15 protein-coding genes are annotated in these 18,910 nt (G+C 67.1%); 13 read left to right on the top strand and 2 right to left on the bottom strand.

Annotated features, from left to right (window positions below):
- Positions 1-104: 104 nt before the first annotated feature.
- Complete coding sequence (locus ABW18_RS06825; protein WP_235434303.1) at positions 105-1,682, bottom strand: phytoene desaturase family protein; 1,578 nt, start codon at positions 1,680-1,682, stop codon at positions 105-107.
- Positions 1,683-1,729: 47 nt separating this feature from the next.
- Positions 1,730-2,407, bottom strand: coding sequence for a GNAT family N-acetyltransferase (locus ABW18_RS06820; RefSeq protein WP_049698243.1), 678 nt, complete (start codon positions 2,405-2,407; stop codon positions 1,730-1,732).
- Between the two features lie 415 nt (positions 2,408-2,822).
- Here ABW18_RS06820 and ABW18_RS06815 point away from each other — a divergent pair, with 415 nt between their 5' ends.
- From ABW18_RS06815 to murC, 13 genes are all read left to right on the top strand, one after another.
- Positions 2,823-3,284: an SAV_6107 family HEPN domain-containing protein gene (locus tag ABW18_RS06815; RefSeq protein ID WP_338043836.1), complete on the top strand. Its 462-nt coding sequence runs from the start codon at positions 2,823-2,825 to the stop codon at positions 3,282-3,284.
- Between the two features lie 274 nt (positions 3,285-3,558).
- Positions 3,559-3,948, top strand: coding sequence for a DUF3040 domain-containing protein (locus tag ABW18_RS06810; protein ID WP_049698241.1), 390 nt, complete (start codon positions 3,559-3,561; stop codon positions 3,946-3,948).
- A gap of 657 nt (positions 3,949-4,605) precedes the next feature.
- Entirely contained in the window at positions 4,606-5,049 is a 444-nt protein-coding gene (gene mraZ / locus ABW18_RS06805; RefSeq protein WP_005176306.1) for a division/cell wall cluster transcriptional repressor MraZ, read from the top strand.
- Between the two features lie 224 nt (positions 5,050-5,273).
- Positions 5,274-6,284, top strand: a complete 1,011-nt coding sequence (gene rsmH / locus ABW18_RS06800; protein WP_049698240.1) for a 16S rRNA (cytosine(1402)-N(4))-methyltransferase RsmH — start codon at positions 5,274-5,276, stop codon at positions 6,282-6,284.
- Positions 6,281-7,198, top strand: coding sequence for a cell division protein FtsL (ftsL, locus tag ABW18_RS06795; RefSeq protein WP_049698239.1), 918 nt, complete (start codon positions 6,281-6,283; stop codon positions 7,196-7,198). Before rsmH ends, ftsL begins: the two co-directional genes overlap by 4 nt.
- Before the next feature lie 21 nt (positions 7,199-7,219).
- Positions 7,220-9,154: a peptidoglycan D,D-transpeptidase FtsI family protein gene (locus tag ABW18_RS06790; protein WP_049698238.1), complete on the top strand. Its 1,935-nt coding sequence runs from the start codon at positions 7,220-7,222 to the stop codon at positions 9,152-9,154.
- A 145-nt stretch (positions 9,155-9,299) separates the two neighbouring features.
- Positions 9,300-10,913 (top strand): UDP-N-acetylmuramoyl-L-alanyl-D-glutamate--2,6-diaminopimelate ligase, encoded by a 1,614-nt coding sequence (locus ABW18_RS06785; protein ID WP_049698579.1) that lies wholly within the window; start codon positions 9,300-9,302, stop codon positions 10,911-10,913.
- A 29-nt stretch (positions 10,914-10,942) separates the two neighbouring features.
- Positions 10,943-11,356 (top strand): UDP-N-acetylmuramoyl-tripeptide--D-alanyl-D-alanine ligase, encoded by a 414-nt coding sequence (locus ABW18_RS06780; RefSeq protein ID WP_049698237.1) that lies wholly within the window; start codon positions 10,943-10,945, stop codon positions 11,354-11,356.
- An 82-nt stretch (positions 11,357-11,438) separates the two neighbouring features.
- Positions 11,439-12,536, top strand: a complete 1,098-nt coding sequence (gene mraY / locus ABW18_RS06775) for a phospho-N-acetylmuramoyl-pentapeptide-transferase (RefSeq protein ID WP_049698236.1) — start codon at positions 11,439-11,441, stop codon at positions 12,534-12,536.
- A 5-nt stretch (positions 12,537-12,541) separates the two neighbouring features.
- Entirely contained in the window at positions 12,542-14,116 is a 1,575-nt protein-coding gene (murD, locus tag ABW18_RS06770; protein WP_049698578.1) for a UDP-N-acetylmuramoyl-L-alanine--D-glutamate ligase, read from the top strand.
- A complete protein-coding gene (ftsW, locus tag ABW18_RS06765) occupies positions 14,113-15,930 on the top strand; it encodes a putative lipid II flippase FtsW (protein ID WP_049698235.1) in 1,818 nt (605 codons plus the stop codon). The genes murD and ftsW overlap by 4 nt, the downstream gene beginning before the upstream one ends.
- Before the next feature lie 45 nt (positions 15,931-15,975).
- Entirely contained in the window at positions 15,976-17,313 is a 1,338-nt protein-coding gene (gene murG, locus ABW18_RS06760; RefSeq protein ID WP_049698234.1) for an undecaprenyldiphospho-muramoylpentapeptide beta-N-acetylglucosaminyltransferase, read from the top strand.
- A gap of 89 nt (positions 17,314-17,402) precedes the next feature.
- Positions 17,403-18,890 (top strand): UDP-N-acetylmuramate--L-alanine ligase, encoded by a 1,488-nt coding sequence (gene murC, locus ABW18_RS06755; protein ID WP_049698577.1) that lies wholly within the window; start codon positions 17,403-17,405, stop codon positions 18,888-18,890.
- Positions 18,891-18,910: the final 20 nt, after the last annotated feature.

Raw genomic sequence — 18,910 nt, 5'->3', positions numbered from 1 at the left:
CTCATCGTGCCAGAAGGGCACCGTCGCCTCGCACACCCTGCGGCGTGTGTCAGGCGGGGAGTGTCGGATGGGGAGTGTCGGATGCGGGGTGCCGGATGGGAGCGTCAGCGACGCCGTCGGCTCGCCGCGATCGCGAGCTGCCCTGCGATCCGCCCGCTGGCACCGGTCACCCCACCGCCGGGATGCGTCGACGCCCCGGCGAGGAAGAGTCCTGCTGCCCCGGGCACACGGTGCCCGGCCAGGTCGGGGTGCGGCCGATAGACGAACATCTGGTCGATCGTCATCTCGACGTGCATGATGTTGCCGCCGACCAGCCCGAGTTCGGATTCCAGATCGGCCGGCGTCTGTACATAACGATGGTCGACCGACGCACTGAACCCCGGTGCGTGGCGATCGACTTCGGTGAGGATCTCGTCCACGGCGACCGAGCCGGCCGTCGACCACTGTCCTTCGCGCAACTGTCGGGGATGCCACTGCGACCATACGGTGATCGAATGTCGTTGTGCGGGAGCAAGTGTCGGGTCGATCGCCGAGAAACTCATCACAACGCACGGTGGGCGCGGTGGTAATTCGCCGACCGAGGCCGCGGTGTACGCGCGACGAAGCTGTGCACGATCGGTGACGAGGAGTCCCAGCGCCGAATGCACGCCGTGCGGTGGAAGGTCCGACGGCAGGTCGCGGTAGGCGGGGAGTGCGCGTGTGCCGAGCCGGACTGCCATCCCGATGCCGGAGCCGATGTCGATCTCGCGCCGCCACCGATCGATCTCCGCTGGTGGGGCAGCTCGCCCGGCGTCGAGCATGTCGAGTGTCGCGATTATGTGGCAGGCGGCGATCACCTGGTCGGTGCAGTGGCTGTCCTCGCCGGTCTGAACGCACCAATGATCGCCACAGCGGCTGATCGACGTCGCGGGCGATCCGGTGAGTACCTGTGCGCCGTCGGCGTCGAGGCGATGCAGGAGGGATTCGGTGAGCGCGCCGCTGCCGCCGACCGCCCTGCCAGGGGGAATCCGATGCATGAGTGCCGCGAACCCGACCATGGGTGCGGTACCCGGCGCGTTCATCGGCGGACCCGATTGCGCGCCGAACCAGGCGAGAGCCGCTTTGAGTCGTTCGGAGGTGAACCAGCGATCGAGGAGGGCGTCGCCGGACATCATCAGTTCCTGGGTCGCCGACATGAGCGACCCCGCACGTCTACCGATGAACCCGGTACGGGCGGTGTGGGCGGTGTTTCCGATACCGGTGAATGCCCGTCCGAACCGGGGGAGCGTTGCCGGCGAGTTGAACGCGTCGAGCACAGCCCGCGACCGCGGACCCCACACGTCGACGAATCGTCGGTAGGCGTCCGCGTCGGCGTCTGAGCACGCGGCGGCGATCGACGCGCAGGTCGCGTCGAGGTCGGTGCGGAACACCAACGGTGGTCCGTCCTGCGTCGCGGGTGCGAAACCCCAAGGGTCGCAGTCGATATAGCGCAGACCGTGCGCGGAAAGTTCGAGCTCGTCGATGATCGGGGAGTGTCGGATCATCAGATGCGCCGACGATCCGCGATCGACTCGATAGCCCGGAAAGCGTTCGACGGTCGAAACGGCGCCGCCCGGGATGTCGTCGCGTTCCACGACGAGCACAGAACGTCCCGCGCGGGCGAGGTAGGCGGCCGCGATGAGGCCGTTGTGACCTGCACCCACGACAACGGCGTCGTGCCGGGGCTTATGGCCTGAGCCGCCTCGGCGGCTCACCGCGCCGCCGCTGGTGGCGTACCTGTGAGAGGTTCGGTAGCCGCGTCGAGCGGGAGTCGTCGACCGAGGAAAGCGAAGGGTCGTGGGTCGCCGGTGAAGGTGAAGTGGCGCAGCACATCGTCGAAGCCCATCCTGCGGTAGAGGGACCACGCCCGATTTCGTTCGGCGGGAATCTCCGGGGTGGACAGTAGGACGTGGTCTTCTTGACGGTCGCTCAGCAGCGCGGTCAGCAACCATTCGCCGATGCCGTGGCCCTGAGCGGTCGGGTGGACGTGGAGTTCGGTGAGTTCGAAGTAGTTGGTTGCGATGCGTTCGATGGTGTCGCGGTCGCAGCCGGACAGTCGGAGACCGGTTCTGAGCTGGTGATTCCACCACTGGTCGTCGGCGCCGCGATAGCCGTAGGCGATGCCGACCATGATCTCGTGCCCGGACGGCGACACCGGAGGGCCGATTCGTCGACGCTCCGCGTCGGGGTCGAGCCGGATGTCGGGGGAGACGGCCGTCAGCGCCGCGTATGCGGTCCACCCGCGTCGTGCGATGTGTTCGCGCCAGAGCGGAACCCGGTGGTGCTCGGTGCCACGCGGGTAGTCCATCGCGGTCACGTAGACATTCAGGGCAGCGTCGAGCCAGGCCGGGGAGTCCTGGCCGGTCAACCGAACGAGTCGGGTCGCCAACTGCTCGTTGTCCTTCCTCCCGCAGTCCGCCGCGCGCGTCGCGTTCCTGGCAGGCCGCAGCCGATCGGGAATGTCGGTACCGAGTTCTACGCTTCTGCTGTCGGGAATGGGGCCACATCTCCTCTTGAAGAGTGTCGCCGTTCTAGCTATATTGAATATGTCGAACGGGTGTTCGATGAACGTGCCTCCGCAAGCCGTTCTGCGTCACCCACGACAGTCTGGGCGGTCCGGCGACGGACGAGGGAAGCGTGCATCGCCGGACCGTACCGGGACTTGGTCACACAGGAACGACTTGGTCACACAGGAACGTGAAAGCCGCTCGGGTGTCGAGCGGACGCAACACCGAAGGGAGCGCGAGATGGCAGTCCATAGGCCGACGCGCGGCACAGTGCGTCACGCACGGCGAGGTGCAGTGGTGCGTCCGGAGATCGACCCGATGGTCGTCGTGCGTGCTCGCGACCTCCTCGATCGCGCAGAGATCCTGGTCGAGAATGCCGACGGCGTGCCAGACGACGCCGAACGGTTCCGCCAGTACTACTTGGCGGCGCTGCGGGCGGCAGGAGCGGCACTCGCGGTGTACGAACCACCCGCGAAGCGCGCATCTCGACGCGTGTCCCCAAATGCGTGGTCGCGGATCTCGTCGGCCGTTCCTGATCTGGCAGAGTTCGCCGAAGCGTTTGCCCGGATGTCGTCTGTGCGCATGGAGATCGAGTCAGGCCTGCGTCGCTCCGTCGAGGGTGCGACGGTCGTGGCGCTCCGCTCCCGTGTGTTGTCGTTTCTCGACGCCGTCGAAGACATCATCGTCGCCTACGAACAGGGAAAGCTTGCGCACCAAGCGGTCGACCGGTCCGACTACGGCTACGACCACATCGCCTGATTCATCGGTTCGTCCGCGCCTGCGGTTCGCGCTTCGCGGCCGAAGGCGCCCGTACGGCGGTTGTGATCGGCGGTCGTTTCACCCGACGTGATCACAGGACCCGAATTGTCGCTATTGGCGGCTTCGATGTGACGGTCGGGTGGTTATGGTGGTCGCGCTTGCAATCACCTCGTATCATGGAAGCAGTGAGCCGCGAACACATGTCACGAGACTGGCGTCCGCGGTCGCCACAATCTCGTTGATGTGTGAATCGGCAACGTAGTAAGGAGGGTCGGTGCCACTCTCGGAGCACGAGCAGCGCATGCTCGAACAGATCGAAAGTGCTCTTTACGCCGAGGACCCGAAGTTCGCGTCCAGCGTGAAGCGTCGGCGGCTTGGCCGGTCGTCGGGTCGTCGTCGTCTTCAGGCGGCGGCGGTCTTCGTCGTGGGTCTTGTGCTGCTCGTCGTCGGCCCATTGGTGGGCCTCAGCGTCGCCGGGCTTCCCGTCGTCAGCCTCATCGGATTTCTCGTGATGTTCGGCGCAGGCCTCCTCGCTCTGTGGGGCGGTGGCCGCTCGGGTCCCGAGAATTCGGCACCCGCCGAGGCCCCCGCGCGGCCGGCAGGCAAGCGCAAGTTCACCGAGCGCATGGAAGAACGGTTCAACCGCCGCTTCGACCAGGAGTGACCCAGGCGCCTGATTGATCAGGCGTCTCCCTTCGGCCACATTGTGTGTCGTATCGAAGGATGTGTGTGCTGCAGCACCCACGGCCTTCGATAAGACACACATTCACGCCTCCACCACTCCTTGAGATAGTCAGATCTCACAAACAGCAGGGCAACACATCGCACCAATGTGTTGCCCTGTTGTCGTATGCGGGTGAGCACGCCGTGTCCGCACCGGCCCCCGCCGGCCACCTCACCTCTAACCCTGCCTTCTGGTGGGCAATGCACCCATCCGCTCGGGTCTGCCTGATCGAACCTCCCACTCCGGAGCTCCCGCGACGCCGCCGCCAGCTGTGCGGCCCCTGATTCCCCACGCCGCCCCACCGCGGTCCCCACAGCGCCCCACCGCCTTCCCCACATCTCCCCACCCGGGCACAAAACTGGCTCCCATCAGTCACTTTGATGCTGTTTCGTCCTTCTGGACACACGAATGGCGGGCTGGGACACGCGGCGCGTGGTGTCATCCACCACCGCGTTTCTCTGCGTTGACCTGCAGCAATAGTTGTTGATAGCGACTTCAGGGGGTGGAAGGGGTGGAAAGTGGTGGAAAGTGGGGTACTGTGGCAGCACTGGGTGAGACGAACCGGAACGGATCGCTCAGGGGGCAGGAGGTGTCGACATGTCGTCAGTTCGATTTGTCGGCACCTACACACCCAAGTTGGACGACAAAGGGCGACTGACATTGCCCGCCAAGTTCCGCGACGCACTGGCAGGAGGCGTGATGGTCACAAAAGGCCAAGACCACAGCCTGTCGGTGTTTCGAGCCGAGGAGTTCGACGAGATCGCCGCCCGAATTGTGGAGGCATCCCGTAACGATCCGCAGGCACGAGCCTTTCAGCGCTACTTCTTCGCCAGCACCGAGGAGCAGCGCCCGGATGGGCAGGGTCGGATCAGCTTGTCTCCCGACCATCGGGAGTACGCGGAGCTGACCAAGGAGTGCGTGGTGTTCGGCAGTTTCGATCACCTGGAGATCTGGGACGCGCAGAAGTGGCGCGAGTACCAGAACGAGCACGAGGAGAACTTCTCGGCAGCCAACTCGGCCGCATTGAACGCGGTCTTGTAGCCGAGGAATGGCACACGATGGACAGGGCTTCGGGTGGATCGAGGCCCCGGTCCGGAACGACCCTGGCGTACTTCCCCAACGCCAGGTGCGCGACCGGACCGGGACCCCGCTTCACCCGGCGAGACTCTTCGCACGGACCGGTGTCGGTGCCAGGGATTCAAGATGAGTGTGCGTGGCCGCAACGGGTCGGGGCGTGCAGACAGCACGCGTCGGGAGGTGATTCGGTGAACGCGCCACACGACGACGAACGTCGTTCCGGAGAATTCGGCCACGTGCCCGTCATGGCACGGCGGATCACCGAACTTCTCGCACCGGACTTGACCCACTCTGGTGCCGACCACTCGGAAACCGACCGTCCGGTGTTCGTCGACGCGACGTTGGGCGCCGGCGGCCACAGCGAACTCATACTCACCGAATTCCCCGACGCGCGTGTGATCGGCATCGACCGTGACGAGTCGGCGTTGAACATCGCACGTGATCGCCTCGCCCGCTTCGGCGACCGGATCTCGTTTCACCAGTCTCGATTCGACGGCATCGACGACGTCCTCGCCGAGGCAGGCGTCGACCACATCGACGGCGCGCTCTTCGATCTCGGTGTGTCGTCGATGCAACTCGACCGCGCCGATCGTGGATTCGCCTACGCCGTCGACGCCCCGCTGGACATGCGGATGAATCCGGACGACGACCTGACCGCGGCAGACGTGCTCAACACGTACTCGCACGGCGACCTCGCACGGGTGCTGTCGGAATACGGAGAAGAACGCTTCGCAGGCAAGATCGCGTCAGCCGTTCTCCGGGCCCGTGAGACCGAACCCTTCACAACGAGTGGGCGGCTCGTCGAATTGCTTTATGCCGCAATTCCTGCGGCCACACGTCGGACCGGTGGGCATCCCGCGAAGCGCACGTTCCAGGCGCTGCGGATCGAGGTCAATCACGAACTCGACGCCCTACGTCTCGCGTTGCCCGCAGCGCTCGATGCGCTCGCGGTGGGTGGACGCGTGGTGGTGATGAGTTATCAGTCGCTCGAAGACCGAATTGTCAAGCGCGAGTTCGCGTCTCGTACCACTTCGACGTCGCCACCCGGCCTTCCGGTCGAACTGCCGGGAACCGCACCCAAATTCAGACTCGTCACCCGAGGTGCCGAGCAGGCAGGCGAGGCCGAGCTCGCCGAGAATCCGCGGTCTGCCCCGGTACGGGTCCGCGCCATCGAACGTGTCGAGAGGAATCGGTCATGACAGTGCTCGACGACCGCACCGTCGCCGACAGCGCAGGTGCAGCCACCACAACGCCAACCCGTCGTCCGCGTCGGGAGAATCTCGAATCCGAGCGTGCCAACCGCTCGCGAGCAGCCCAACGTGCGCTCGATCGCCGTCGCAATCGCGTTGTGGCGCAGGGCTCTACGCGGACGCGCGGTGAGCGCGATTCGGCCGTCCGACGTGTCTCGCTGTTCACTCGTGCGCGGTCGGTTCCGTTCGTGGTGCCCGTTCTCGCGCTGCTCGTCGTGGGTCTCGGGTTGAGTCTCTGGCTGTCGACGAAGGCCGCGCAGGATTCCTACCGACTCGGAATCGAGCGCAAGGTCAACCAGTCGCTCGTCGACCGCCGCGACAGTCTCAAGCGCAGCTACGAGTCGGGTGACTCGGCGCCCGAATTGTCCGACAAGGCAGCGAAATTGGGGATGATCCCGGTTCAGAATCCGGCCCGGATGGTTGTCGGCGCCAATGGTAAGCCCAAGGTGCTCGGCGATCCCGAGCCCGCATCCGGCAAGCCGATGGGGACGATCAACCCCGACGACAAGCCCGATCCCACCAGCAAGATCGACAAGAGCAAGGTCAGTGATTCGATGGGCCTCGGGGGTGCGGACGCATCGGACTCGAGTGCCGCCCCGTCCGGTGATGCGGCCAGGTCCGGCGATAGCAACTCGTCCGGCGCCGGCTCATCCAATTCGCCAGCGCCGAACAACAATACGGCTCCTGGAACCAACACCACGCCGACCCAGAACCAGGGCGGCGACGCCCCGGCACGCGCCGATGCTCCCGCGCGCGCTGACGCTCCGGCGCCGGGGGCCGCTGCCGCACCCAATCCGAATGTTGCACCCTCGGCTCAGACGAATGGCAACCCGCCGAGCGCAAATTCGGCGGGAGCCCGTTAGGGCAGTGGACAATTGACAACCATGACACGCGCCAGTTTTCAGCGGATCGGTGAGCGTTTCGACCCGCCCACTGCGCAGCCCCGGTCAGGGCGACGCCCAGCACCTGCGGGCGGAGGGTCGGGTACCGGTGGCCGCGGAGGCGGACGGGGTCGAGGTCCCCGCACCTTTGAATTCCGTAGTCGCGCTGTAGGAGTCGTGATTCTCCTCGTGGTGTTGGCGGTGGCGATCCGGATGATCGTCGTGCACACCATCGAGGCGTCGTCGATCTCGGCGGAGGCGGCGCAGCAACGCGAGTACACCCAGGTGCTGACGGCCAAGCGTGGGGCCATCCTCGACCGCAACGGGCGCCCCCTCGCGTACACCGACGAGGCGCGTTCACTCACGTTCCTGCCCAAGGCAGTTCGCAAGTCGATCGAGGCCGAGCACAAGAAGAACCCCGAGTACCCCGATGTGGACAAGAGGCTCAAGGAGATCGCCGACGGTGTGTCGTCGGCGCTCGGCGGATCGATCAGTTCCGACGATCTGCACAAGAAGCTGACGAGCGACGACGGGTTCGTGTATCTCGCGCGATCGGTCAGTCCCGAGGTCGCGGCACGGATCGTCGCCGACTATCCCGAGGTGGGCGCCGACCCGCAGGCGATCCGTCTCTATCCGGGTGGCTCGCTGGCGGCCAACGTCGTCGGCGACGTCAACTACGACGGAAACGGGTTGATCGGTCTCGAGGCGTCGATGGATTCGGTACTCGCGGGGACCGACGGATCGAAGACGTACGACCGCGGCTCCGACGGCGCGGTGATCCCGGGTAGCACCCGCAACGTGCACCCGGCCATCAATGGCGCCACGGTGAAACTGACGCTCGACTCAGACATCCAGTGGTTCGTGCAGAGCGAGGTCAACAAGGCCAAGCAGGCGTCCGGCGCGAAGTCGGCGTCGGCGGTCGTGCTCGACGCGAAGACCGGCGAGGTGCTCGCGATGGCCAACGACGGAACGTTCAACGCATCCAAGCCGCTGTCGGAACAGACCAAATCCGACCTGGGCAACCCGGCGGTCACCTCGCCGTTCGAACCGGGGTCGGTGAACAAGATCGTCGCTGCCTCCGCCGCCGTCGAATACGGGCTGACCAGGCCGGACGAGGTGTTGCAGGTGCCGGGCAGTATCAACATGGCCGGAGTCACCGTCAACGACGCGTGGTCGCACGGCGTCGAGCCGTACACGACGGCGGGCATCTTCAGTAAGTCGTCCAACGTCGGAACGCTGATGCTGGCCAAGCGTGTCGGTGAGCAACGGTTCGCCGACATGGTGAAGCGCTTCGGGCTCGGGCAGCGGACCGGCGTCGGCCTTCCGGCAGAGAGCGGTGGAGCGGTTCCCGCGCTGAGTCAGTGGTCGGGTGGTTCGTTTGCCAATCTGCCCATCGGGCAGGGCCTCTCGATGTCGCTCCTGCAGATGACCGCGATGTATCAGGCGATCGCCAACGACGGTCTCCGTGTGCCACCGCGCATCCTCGAGTCGGAGCAGCGCGACGGCGGCAACGTCGAGGATGCTGACCGGCCCGCTGGTGTCCGAGTGGTCAGTCCGCAGACCGCGCGTACGGTTCGCGACATGTTCCGCGGGGTCTTCCAGGAGGACCCGATGGGCGTGCAGTCGGGAACGGGCTACAAGGGTGCGGTCTCGGGCTATCAGATGTCGGGCAAGACGGGTACAGCGCAGCAGGTCGACCCGGCGTGCGGGTGCTACTCGAACTCGAGCTACAACATCACGTTCGCAGGCATCGCTCCTGCCGACAACCCGCGCTTCGTGGTGGGCATCATGCTCGACAACCCCAAGCGAAGCTCCGACGGCAGCGGCGGACAGTCGGCGGCGCCGCTGTTCGGGACGATCGCCTCGTGGATTCTGCAGCGCCAGCAAGTGCCGCTGTCTCCCACGCCTACGCCGTGGATCAAGCTCGAGGCGCGCTGATTTGCCGGTGGGCGCGCCGTCACGAATTGTCCTGACGGTATCGTGAGTGCGTTCCGGAGAGCGCGCATCCGCACATCCCCGGGTTCGAGCCGCACCGGCGCGAACACGCGACACCGATACCACTGCTGAGGGAGGCGATCGCATCATGGCGTCGAATCGCCGGTCCGCAGGACTGAACAGACCAACTCACGTCGAACCCACGGCCGTCTCCGTGCTCTCGACCGCCACCGGCGCACGACTCGACCTGATCGGGACGGTGCCTGCCGATGCCGCCGTCTCCGGGGTGTCGCTGCGTGCGCAGGACATCGTCGCGGGCGACCTGTTCGCAGCGCTGCCGGGCGGCCGCACGCACGGCGCCAGGTTTGCTGCCGAGGCCGTCGAGCGTGGCGCGACGGCGATCCTCACCGACGCGGCGGGCCGCGCAGAGCTCGGACGGGTGCTCCCGCCCGACGCCGCGTGCGCGGTACTCGTGCACGCCGACCCGCGGTCGATTCTCGGCGGCGTGAGCTCACGGATCTACGGCAACCCGTCGCAGCGCCTCAAGCTGATCGGCATCACCGGCACGTCGGGCAAGACGACAACGGCATACATGGTCGAGGCCGCGTTGATGGCTGCCGGTCACACCGTCGGATTGATCGGCACGGTGGAAACCCGCGTCGACGGTGTCGCTCAGGCGAGTTCACTGACGACACCCGAGGCCCCGACCCTGCAGGCATTGCTCGCCGCGATGCTCGAACGCGGCGTCGACGTCGTGGTCATGGAGGTGTCGAGTCACGCGCTGGCGCTCGGCCGCGTCGACGGAGCCCATTTCTCGATCGGTGCGTTCACCAATCTGTCGCAGGATCACCTCGACTTCCATCCGACGATGCGCGACTACTTCGAGGCCAAGGCACTCCTGTTCGCGGCGGGATCACCGACGCGGGCGGTGCGTTCGGTGGTGTGCGTCGACGACGAATGGGGTCGACGCATGCTCGACGTCGCGCGCCGCGGTAAGGGCATCGCGCCGATCACTGTCTCGACGACCGACGTCCCGGCCGAGTGGCATGCCGGACCGTCGACGATCGAGTCCGACGGCTCACAGCGCGTCGAGATCGCCGACGCCGCCGGGATCGGTCACGATCTCACGCTCAGGCTGCCCGGCCGCTACAACGTCGCCAACGCGACACTCGCGGTCGCGGTCGTGGTCGCGGCCGGTGTGCCCGTCACGACGGCGACCGCAGCGATCGCCGACGTGTCGGTTCCCGGTCGGCTGCAGCGCATCGATCGGGGGCAGGACTTCCTTGCCATCGTCGACTACGCGCACAAGCCGGGGGCGCTCGAAGCCGTGCTGACAACTCTCGACGAGCAGGCGCGCGGACGTGTCGCCGTCGTCATCGGCGCAGGCGGCGACAGAGACACGGCCAAGCGGCCGCTGATGGGCGAGGTGGCCGCGCGCCGCGCAGACCTCGTCGTGATCACCGACGACAACCCACGGACCGAGGACCCGGCAGCGATCCGCGCCGCTGTCCTCGCCGGTGCACAGGCCGTGCCGGATGCGGAGCGTCGAGCGGGTGTCGAGATCAGGGAGGTCGGCGACCGCCGTGGTGCGATCGAGGCCGCTATCGCGTGGGCGCGGCCCGGCGACATCGTCTTGGTGGCCGGTAAGGGCCACGAGGCAGGCCAGGAGATCGACGGCGTGAAGCATCCGTTCGACGACAGGGACGTCGTCGCCGAGGCCCTCGCGGGCGTCGTCGAGAACACGTCTGGGGCAGCTCGGTGAGTCCCGATGGCGGCCAAGGGGAACGACACATGGTCATCGTGCCTGCCGATGTCGAGACGGTGTCGCGCGCGATTCGCGACCTGGTGTCGCGCGCACGGGATTCACCTGAACGTGTGCGCACCTGGGCGATCATCGGCGACATGGGTACACGCGACGGTCTGACCGAGAACGAGCGCGTCGTCGAGCATGACAGGGTGGGGCGACTCGCCGTTCGGCTCGCCGTCGACAAGACCCTGTGCGTCGGAGAGTCACGTGCGGTCCGCGCGCTGCATCAGGGAGCCGTGATGGAGGGTTCCTGGGGCGACGAGGCGCGGTTGGTCGCAACGGTCGACGACGCGGCAGCAACGCTCGACACCGACGACTGGCGCCCGGCGCCCGACGACATGGTGCTCGTCGCGGGCACCGATCCCGCGCTGGCCGATCTGGCGGGTTCGGGTACATGAGCTGCGGGACTGGGGAGATGACGAGACAGGAACAAGGAGAGCGACGAGTGACCGTCGGGCGAACTGAGGGAGGACTGCTGCGGTGACCCAGATCCTCATTGCGGGTGCGATCGCCGTTGCGGTGTCGATCCTGCTCACTCCGGTGCTCATCCGTGTGTTCTCCCGCCAGGGATTCGGACAGGAGATTCGCGTCGAGGGGCCGCAGAGTCACCAGACCAAGCGCGGCACCCCGTCGATGGGTGGAGTGGCCATTCTGATCGCGCTGTGGGCGGGCTACTTCGGAGCGCACATCGTCGGAGTGTTCACCCACGACGGCAACGGGCCGACGGCGTCCGGGCTGCTCGTTCTGGGTCTCGCGACCGCACTCGGCGGCGTCGGGTTCCTCGACGACTTCATCAAGATCCGCAAGCACCGGAATCTGGGGCTCAACAAGACCGCCAAGTCGATCGGACAGTTCCTCGCGGCAATTCTGTTCGGCGTGCTCGTCCTCGGCTTCCGTAACGACTCGGGTTACACACCCGCGAGTCCGCACCTGTCCTACGTCCGCGACATCGACGCGATCTCGATGGTCTCGGTCGCATTCGTGGTGTTCTGCTGGCTGATCGTCGCGGCGTGGTCGAACGCCGTCAACTTCACCGACGGTCTCGACGGCCTCGCCGCCGGGTCGATGGCCATGGTGCTGGGAACCTACGTGTTGGTGACGTTCTTCCAGTTCGTCAACGCCTGCTCGGGAGGCGCCAAGCCTGCCGCCGACATCCCTCGGGGCTGCTACCAGGTGCGCGACCCCTTGGACCTCGCGCTGATCGCCGTCGCAGGTGGCGGCGCGTGCCTCGGGTTCCTCTGGTGGAACGCGGCACCGGCCAAGATCTTCATGGGCGACACGGGTTCGTTGGCTCTCGGCGGTCTGCTCGCGGGACTGTCGATCACCACCCGCACCGAACTGCTCGCGGTGGTCATCGGCGCGCTGTTCGTCGCGGAGATCATGTCGGTCGTCATCCAGATCGCGTTCTTCCGGACGACGGGTCGTCGTGTGTTCCGCATGGCGCCCTTCCACCACCACTTCGAACTCGGTGGCTGGGCGGAGACCACGGTGATCATCAGGTTCTGGCTGCTCACAGCCATTGCGTGTGCGCTGGGACTCTCGCTGTTCTACGGCGAGTTCCTCACGGTCAACGGCTGAGCGTGATGACCTCATCGTCGGAGCTGCATCTGCGCGGCAGGCGCGTGCTCGTCGCGGGCGCAGGCACAGCCGGGATGTCGGCGGCACGATTCCTGCTCGGTGTCGACGCTCAGGTCACGATCGCCGACGACAGATTCGGTGAGGTAGAGCCGACCGGTGTCGTCGGAGCCGATGCCGCGCGGACCGCCGGAGCCCGTCTCATCTCGATCGCCGAGCTCCTGGCCGACGACTCCTGGGTGGCGACGACCGACCTCGTCATCGCTTCGCCCGGATTCGCGCCGACCAATCCGCTGATGGTCGCAGCAGCCGAGCACGAGATCCCCGTGTGGGGCGAGGTCGAGCTCGCGTGGCGGGTCGACCGTGCCGGGCTGCTCGGCGCTCCGCGCACCTGGCTGGTCGTGACCGGAACCAACGGAAAGACCACGACGACGTCGATGCTGACCGACATCGTCGTCGAGAGCGGCCGCGACGCCGCAGCGTGCGGCAACATCGGATTGCCGGTGCTCGACGCGATGCAGACGCAACCGAGGGTCGACGTGCTGTGCGCCGAGTTGTCGTCGTTCCAGCTTCACTGGGCGCCGTCGATCACTCCCGATGCGGGTGTCGTGCTCAACATCGCCGACGATCACCTCGACTGGCACGGATCGTTCGCCGCGTACGCGGCCGACAAGCAGATCGCGCTGCACGGCGACGTGGGTGTCGTCGGCCTCGACGACGCCGTCGCCGCGGGCCTCCCCGTGCCGGGACGGCGCGTCGGGTTCACCCTCGGCGAACCCGCACCGGGTGAGCTCGGCGTCGTCGATGGCGAGCTGGTCGATCGGGCGTTCACAGCTGAACAGGACGGCGCGTCCGGGGGTACACCTCTGATCGCCGCGACGGCGATTCACCCCCCGGGTCCGTCGGGAGTGTCCGACGCCCTGGCGGCCGCGGCGTTGGCGCTGGCGATCGGCGTCGCGCCGTCGGCGATCGGTCGGGCGTTGAGCGCGTTTCGTCCCGCGGCACATCGGGGCGAGGTCGTCGTGACGATCGACGGCATCGACTTCGTCGACGATTCGAAAGCCACCAATCCGCACGCTGCTGCGGCGGCGATCGGTGCACACCGTCGCGTCGTGCTCATCGCGGGCGGGCTGTTGAAGGGTGCGTCGGTCGACGACATGATCACGGGCTCCGCGGATCGACTGGCCGGAGTTGTCGCGATTGGGCGAGACCGGGAGATCATTGTCGACGCGATTTCGCGACACGCCCCAAAAGTCCCAACAGTCACAGTATTCACAGGAGACGATGGCGGTGTGATTGCACAGCGCGCCCTCGGATCAGAAACGGATCCGGTGTCGAGCGGGGGACAACCCCCATTCGACGCCCCCGGGAACTCCGACGACCTCGCGACCGCGGTGATGAACCGTGCCGTCGCGGAGGCGTGGACGCTGGCCACGGCCGACGATCCGCGCCCCGACGCAGTGCTTCTGGCACCTGCGGCGGCGTCGCTGGACATGTTTCCCGGATACGGACGACGCGGTGATGCCTTCGCGGCCGCTGCGCGCTCGTTGCCGGGGAGTGCTCCCCGGGCGACGCAGCCGTGACGGCGACACAAGAAGACGCGTCGACCGAGGCGAAGAGCGCCGGCTCTGATTCCCCGCGTGCGTCGAAACGACGTACCGCGCCCAAAGCTCCCCGCTCACGCAGCGATGCCGCCGCCATTCCCGCGACGCTCGTCGAGGGCGTCCGCAATCTCCTGAGCCGCCCATTGGCGTCTTACCATCTGGTCCTGACGATGGCAGCGCTGATGACGTCGTTCGGTCTGATCATGGTGCTCTCGGCGTCGTCGGTGGAGGGCTACTCCGCCGACGGGTCGGCGTACGGCTTGTTTGCCAATCAGGTCATCTTCGTGGTGCTCGGTGCCGCCGTCTTCTACCTCACGCTGCGCATGCCGGTGCGGTTCTTTCGCCGCATGGCGGTCCCGATGATCGCGGTCACGACGATCATGTTGGCGCTCGTCCTGGTGCCGGGTATCGGCACCCTGAGCCAGGGCGCGCGGCGCTGGTTCGACATCAACGGCCTATCGGTGCAGCCGTCGGAGCTGGTCAAGGTCGCGCTGTGTGTCTGGGGTGCGCATCTGCTCGCGTCACGTCGACGCGACAACGCGTCACTTCGCGAGTTGCTCGTGCCACTCGTGCCTGTCGGCCTGCTGATCTGCCTGTTGATCATCCTCGAGCCCAACCTCTCGACGACGATCACCATCGCGATCATCGTCGGTGCTCTGCTCTGGTTCGCGGGCCTACCGATCAAGGTGTTCGCGGCCTTCGTCATCACCGGTATCGGCATCGCCGTCGTCCTGGCACTCGTCGAGAGCTACCGGTCGCAGCGCGTGATGAGCTTCCTCGGCGGCATCGACGATCCGCAAGGTGCCGGCTATCAGGCGCGGCAGGCGACGTTCGCGTTGGCCAACGGAGGCGTGTTCGGCGTCGGACTCGGTCAGAGCCGAGCCAAGTGGAACTACCTGCCCAACGCCCACAACGACTTCATCTTCGCGATCATCGGCGAGGAACTCGGGTTGATCGGTGGACTGCTCGTCGTCTTCCTGTTCGTCGTGTTGGCGTTCACCGGCTTCCGTATCGCGCACCGCTGCACTGACCCGTTCCTGCGGTTGATGACCTCGACCATCACGGTTCTGATCACCGCGCAGGCCTTCATCAACATCGGATACGTCATCGGACTGCTGCCCGTGACGGGAATCCAGTTGCCGTTGCTGTCTGCAGGCGGCACGTCGACTCTGACGGTGCTGGCGATGCTCGGCCTGTTGGCCAATGCCGCGCGGCATGAGCCGGAGGCCGTCGCGGCCTTGACGACCGGCCAGCGCAGTCGCGTCAGCCGCTGGTTCCGACTGCCGACTCCCGTGGCCTACAAGCCGAGTCGCGCCGAGAGTGCGCGGAATCGCCTCGACGCGCGCGATGGTCGCGCACCTGCCGCGTCCGGGGCACGACGTTCCGTGCCTCGCACTCGGGTACCTGGGTGGCGTCGGGCGATCGGCGAGCGCTTCTTCGGCGTGGCACCGGAGACGAGTCCACCCGTCGACAGACGCGGGGCGCCTCGGTCGGGTCCGGTCCGCGTCGACTACCGTGTCGGGTATTCAGGCAGTGGGCAGCGTCGTGACGACGCACACGATCAGCGTCGTGACAACGCCCGCGGACACGATCACCGGAACCCATCGCGACGATCGTCGGACTCCGCCCGTGCAAGCCAATCCGCCCGTCGTGCGACAGCCAGGGCGGTGCCGGGGTCGGCACGAAGCGGGTCAGCCGGGACATCGAGGTCGGACTCGGGGCGCTATTCGGGCCACACGGGGAGAACTGACAAGATGTCGGGTGGGTCGCGGCGGTCGGGCAGCGGTCGCTGATCGTCTCGTTGCGAGCAGAACAGATGTGAACGGAGTGCAGACCGAATGGGTCCGGACGAAACACGGGTCACGACAACCGACCCGGGGGCTGCGGGAGGCAGTGACCGAAAGCTGTCGGTTGTGGTCGCCGGTGGTGGCACCGCAGGTCACATCGAACCGGCGCTCGCTGTCGCGGACGCCGTGCACAGACTCGATCCGACCGCTCGGATCACCGCCTTGGGCACCTCTCGAGGACTCGAGACGACGCTCGTTCCCGAACGCGGCTACGACCTCGCGCTGATCCCGCCCGTACCGCTGCCGCGTAAGCCCGGCATCGAGCTGGCGAAGACACCCACGCGGCTGCTCCGCTCGGTTCTGGCCACACGCAAAGTCCTCGCCGACGCGAAGGCCGACGTCGTGGTCGGATTCGGCGGTTACGTCTCGATGCCCGCCTACCTGGCGGCCAGGGCCCATCTGCGGCCGAGTCGGCGGCTGCCGATCGTGATCCACGAGGCCAACGCCAGTGCCGGTGTCGCGAACAAGGTCGGCGCCCGCTTCGCCGACGTCGTGATGGCCGCGGTCGACGGCTCGGGACTCGACGGCGCCGAGGTGGTCGGCATCCCGGTGCGCGGCGTGATCGCCGACCTCGACCGCAAGGGCCTGCGTGCGAAGGCCCGCCACTATTTCGGCCTCGACGAGGATGCGCCGACCCTGCTCGTGTTCGGCGGTTCGCAGGGAGCGCAGCGACTCAACGAGGCGGTCGCGGGCGCAGCTGATGCACTGGGGCGTGCCGGGATCGGAGTCTTGCACGCGTACGGACCCAAGAACACGATCGACCCGGTCTCACCCGAGGGCGCTCCGCCGTATCGGGCCGTCGGCTACCTCAAGCGCATGGACCTCGCCTACGCGGCTGCCGATCTCGTGATGTGCCGGTCTGGTGCGATGACGGTTGCCGAGGTGTCGGCGACCGGGCTCCCAGCCATCTACGTTCCCCTCCCGCACGGCAACGGTGAGCAGCGACTCAACGCGCTGCCGGTCGTCGAAGCCGGCGGCGGGGTGCTCGTCGCCGACGACGAGGTCACCGCGGACTGGGTGGCGGCCAAGGTCCCCGAACTCCTCGGTGACCCCGATCGGCTCGGGGCAATGTCGGCGTCGGCATCGGGGACCGGCCACGGCGACGCCGCGAACGCTGTGGCACGAGCAGCCCTCGACCTCGCTGCGTCCCATCGGCTCGGGCGCAAGACTCGGGCCGCGCAGCGCGGCGAGCAGCCGCAGGTCGCTGCGGACGCACCGGTCGCCACCAAGGATCGCGAGCCAGCGGCTCGCGATGAGGGCACGAGCGGACCTGGCGCTCCCGATGACGGGGCGGCGTTTCGTTCGGCGGAATCGGCCCGCGAGCGGTGACAATCGACGACGTGACCCCACCACACCCCGAGCGTTCACACCCCGAGCCGGGAGCCGCGCCGCTGCCGGACGAGCTTCGTCGAGTCCACATGGTCGGTATCGGCGGGGCAGGAATGTCGGGGCTTGCGCGGATTCTGCTGTCCCGAGGTGGTCAGGTGTCGGGATCGGACGCCAAGACCAGTCGCGGAATCATCGCGCTGCGTGCGCGCGGCGCCGAGATCACGATCGGTCACGACGCCGCCGCGCTGGATGTGCTGCCCGGCGGTCCGACCGTCGTCGTCACGACGCACGCCGCAATACCCAAGACCAATCCGGAACTCGTCGCGGCACGCGAGCGTGGGATCCCGATTCTGTTGCGGCCCCACGTCCTCGCAGGACTTATGGCCGACCACCGTACGCTGCTCGTCGCCGGAACACACGGCAAGACGTCGACGACGTCGATGGCCGTCGTCGCGCTGCAGCATGCTGGCCTCGATCCGTCGTTCGCGATCGGCGGCGAGCTCAACGAGTCGGGCACCAACGCCCATCACGGTAGCGGCGACGTATTCGTCGCGGAGGCCGACGAGAGCGACGGGTCGCTCCTCGAATACACCCCCGACATCGTGGTGATCACCAACATCGAAGTCGACCATCTGGATTTCTTCGGCAGCGTCGAAGCATATGTCGCGGTGTTCGACGAGTTCACCGAGAAGATCCGGCCGGGCGGCACGCTCATCGTCTGCCTCGACGATCCGGGAACCGTGGCACTCGCGCAGCGACGCGCCTCCGAGCTGACCGCGCGCGGTGTCCGGGTGCTCGGGTACGGCACCGACGCCGACACGGTCTCCATCCCGGACGTCATCCCGGCGGCCACGCTGCTCTCGTGGGCGCCGCAGGGGAGTGGCGGGGTGGCCGATGTGAGGTTCACGCAGCCGGTCGCCGACACCGCCATCGAGGTCCCGATCACTCTCACGACACCGGGAATCCACATGGCACGCAACAGCCTCGGCGCGATCCTCGGCGCGGTGTGCGCTGGCGGTGAACTGGCCGATGTCGTCGTGGGGGTCGAGGCATTCGGCGGTGTCCGACGCCGCTTCGAATACAAGGGGAGTGCCGCAGGCGTCGCGGTATACGACGACTACGCGCACCACCCGACCGAGGTCGCCGCGGTGCTCGCCGCAGCCCGCGGTGTGGTGGCACGAGGTGCCGGCGAGCACTCTCGAGGTGGTCACCAGGGTCGGGTGATCGCCGTCTTTCAACCCCACTTGTATTCGCGCACAGAAGAATTCGCGGAGGAGTTCGCCTCCGCTCTCGACGCGGCCGACGAAGTGATCGTCGCGGACGTCTACGGGGCACGTGAGGCGCCCATTCCGGGTGTGAGTGGTCGGAGCATCACAGACGGCCTCACCGGGAGCCATCGGTTCGTCCCCGATCTCTCGACGCTTGCCGGGGCGGTCGCCACGATCGCGCAGCCCGGCGACATCGTGTTGACCCTCGGTGCCGGAGACATCACCATGCAGGGACCCGAGATCCTCGCCGCACTCGACGACGCCCGCGCAGCGTCGCGCACGACCAACGGAGGCGAGGGCGCGTCGTGACCCGGTTCCTGCCGGAACGT

It is taken from the genome of Gordonia jacobaea, assembly GCF_001186365.1.
Taxonomy (GTDB): Bacteria; Actinomycetota; Actinomycetes; order Mycobacteriales; family Mycobacteriaceae; genus Gordonia; species Gordonia jacobaea.
The sequence above is the reverse complement of the archived record's forward strand: the minus strand, read 5'-3'. Positions and strand labels throughout refer to the sequence as shown.

Excerpts from the sequence above, each read along its gene's own strand:
- ABW18_RS06780 (WP_049698237.1), top strand. The coding sequence starts at position 10,943 with ATGGTCATCGTGCCTGCCGATGTCGAGACGGTGTCGCGCGCGATTCGC.
- ftsL (WP_049698239.1), top strand. The coding sequence starts at position 6,281 with ATGACAGTGCTCGACGACCGCACCGTCGCCGACAGCGCAGGTGCAGCC.
- murD (WP_049698578.1), top strand. The coding sequence starts at position 12,542 with ATGACCTCATCGTCGGAGCTGCATCTGCGCGGCAGGCGCGTGCTCGTC.
- ABW18_RS06785 (WP_049698579.1), top strand. The coding sequence starts at position 9,300 with ATGGCGTCGAATCGCCGGTCCGCAGGACTGAACAGACCAACTCACGTC.
- murC (WP_049698577.1), top strand. The coding sequence starts at position 17,403 with ATGGTCGGTATCGGCGGGGCAGGAATGTCGGGGCTTGCGCGGATTCTG.
- murG (WP_049698234.1), top strand. The coding sequence starts at position 15,976 with ATGGGTCCGGACGAAACACGGGTCACGACAACCGACCCGGGGGCTGCG.
- mraZ (WP_005176306.1), top strand. The coding sequence starts at position 4,606 with ATGTCGTCAGTTCGATTTGTCGGCACCTACACACCCAAGTTGGACGAC.
- ABW18_RS06790 (WP_049698238.1), top strand. The coding sequence starts at position 7,220 with ATGACACGCGCCAGTTTTCAGCGGATCGGTGAGCGTTTCGACCCGCCC.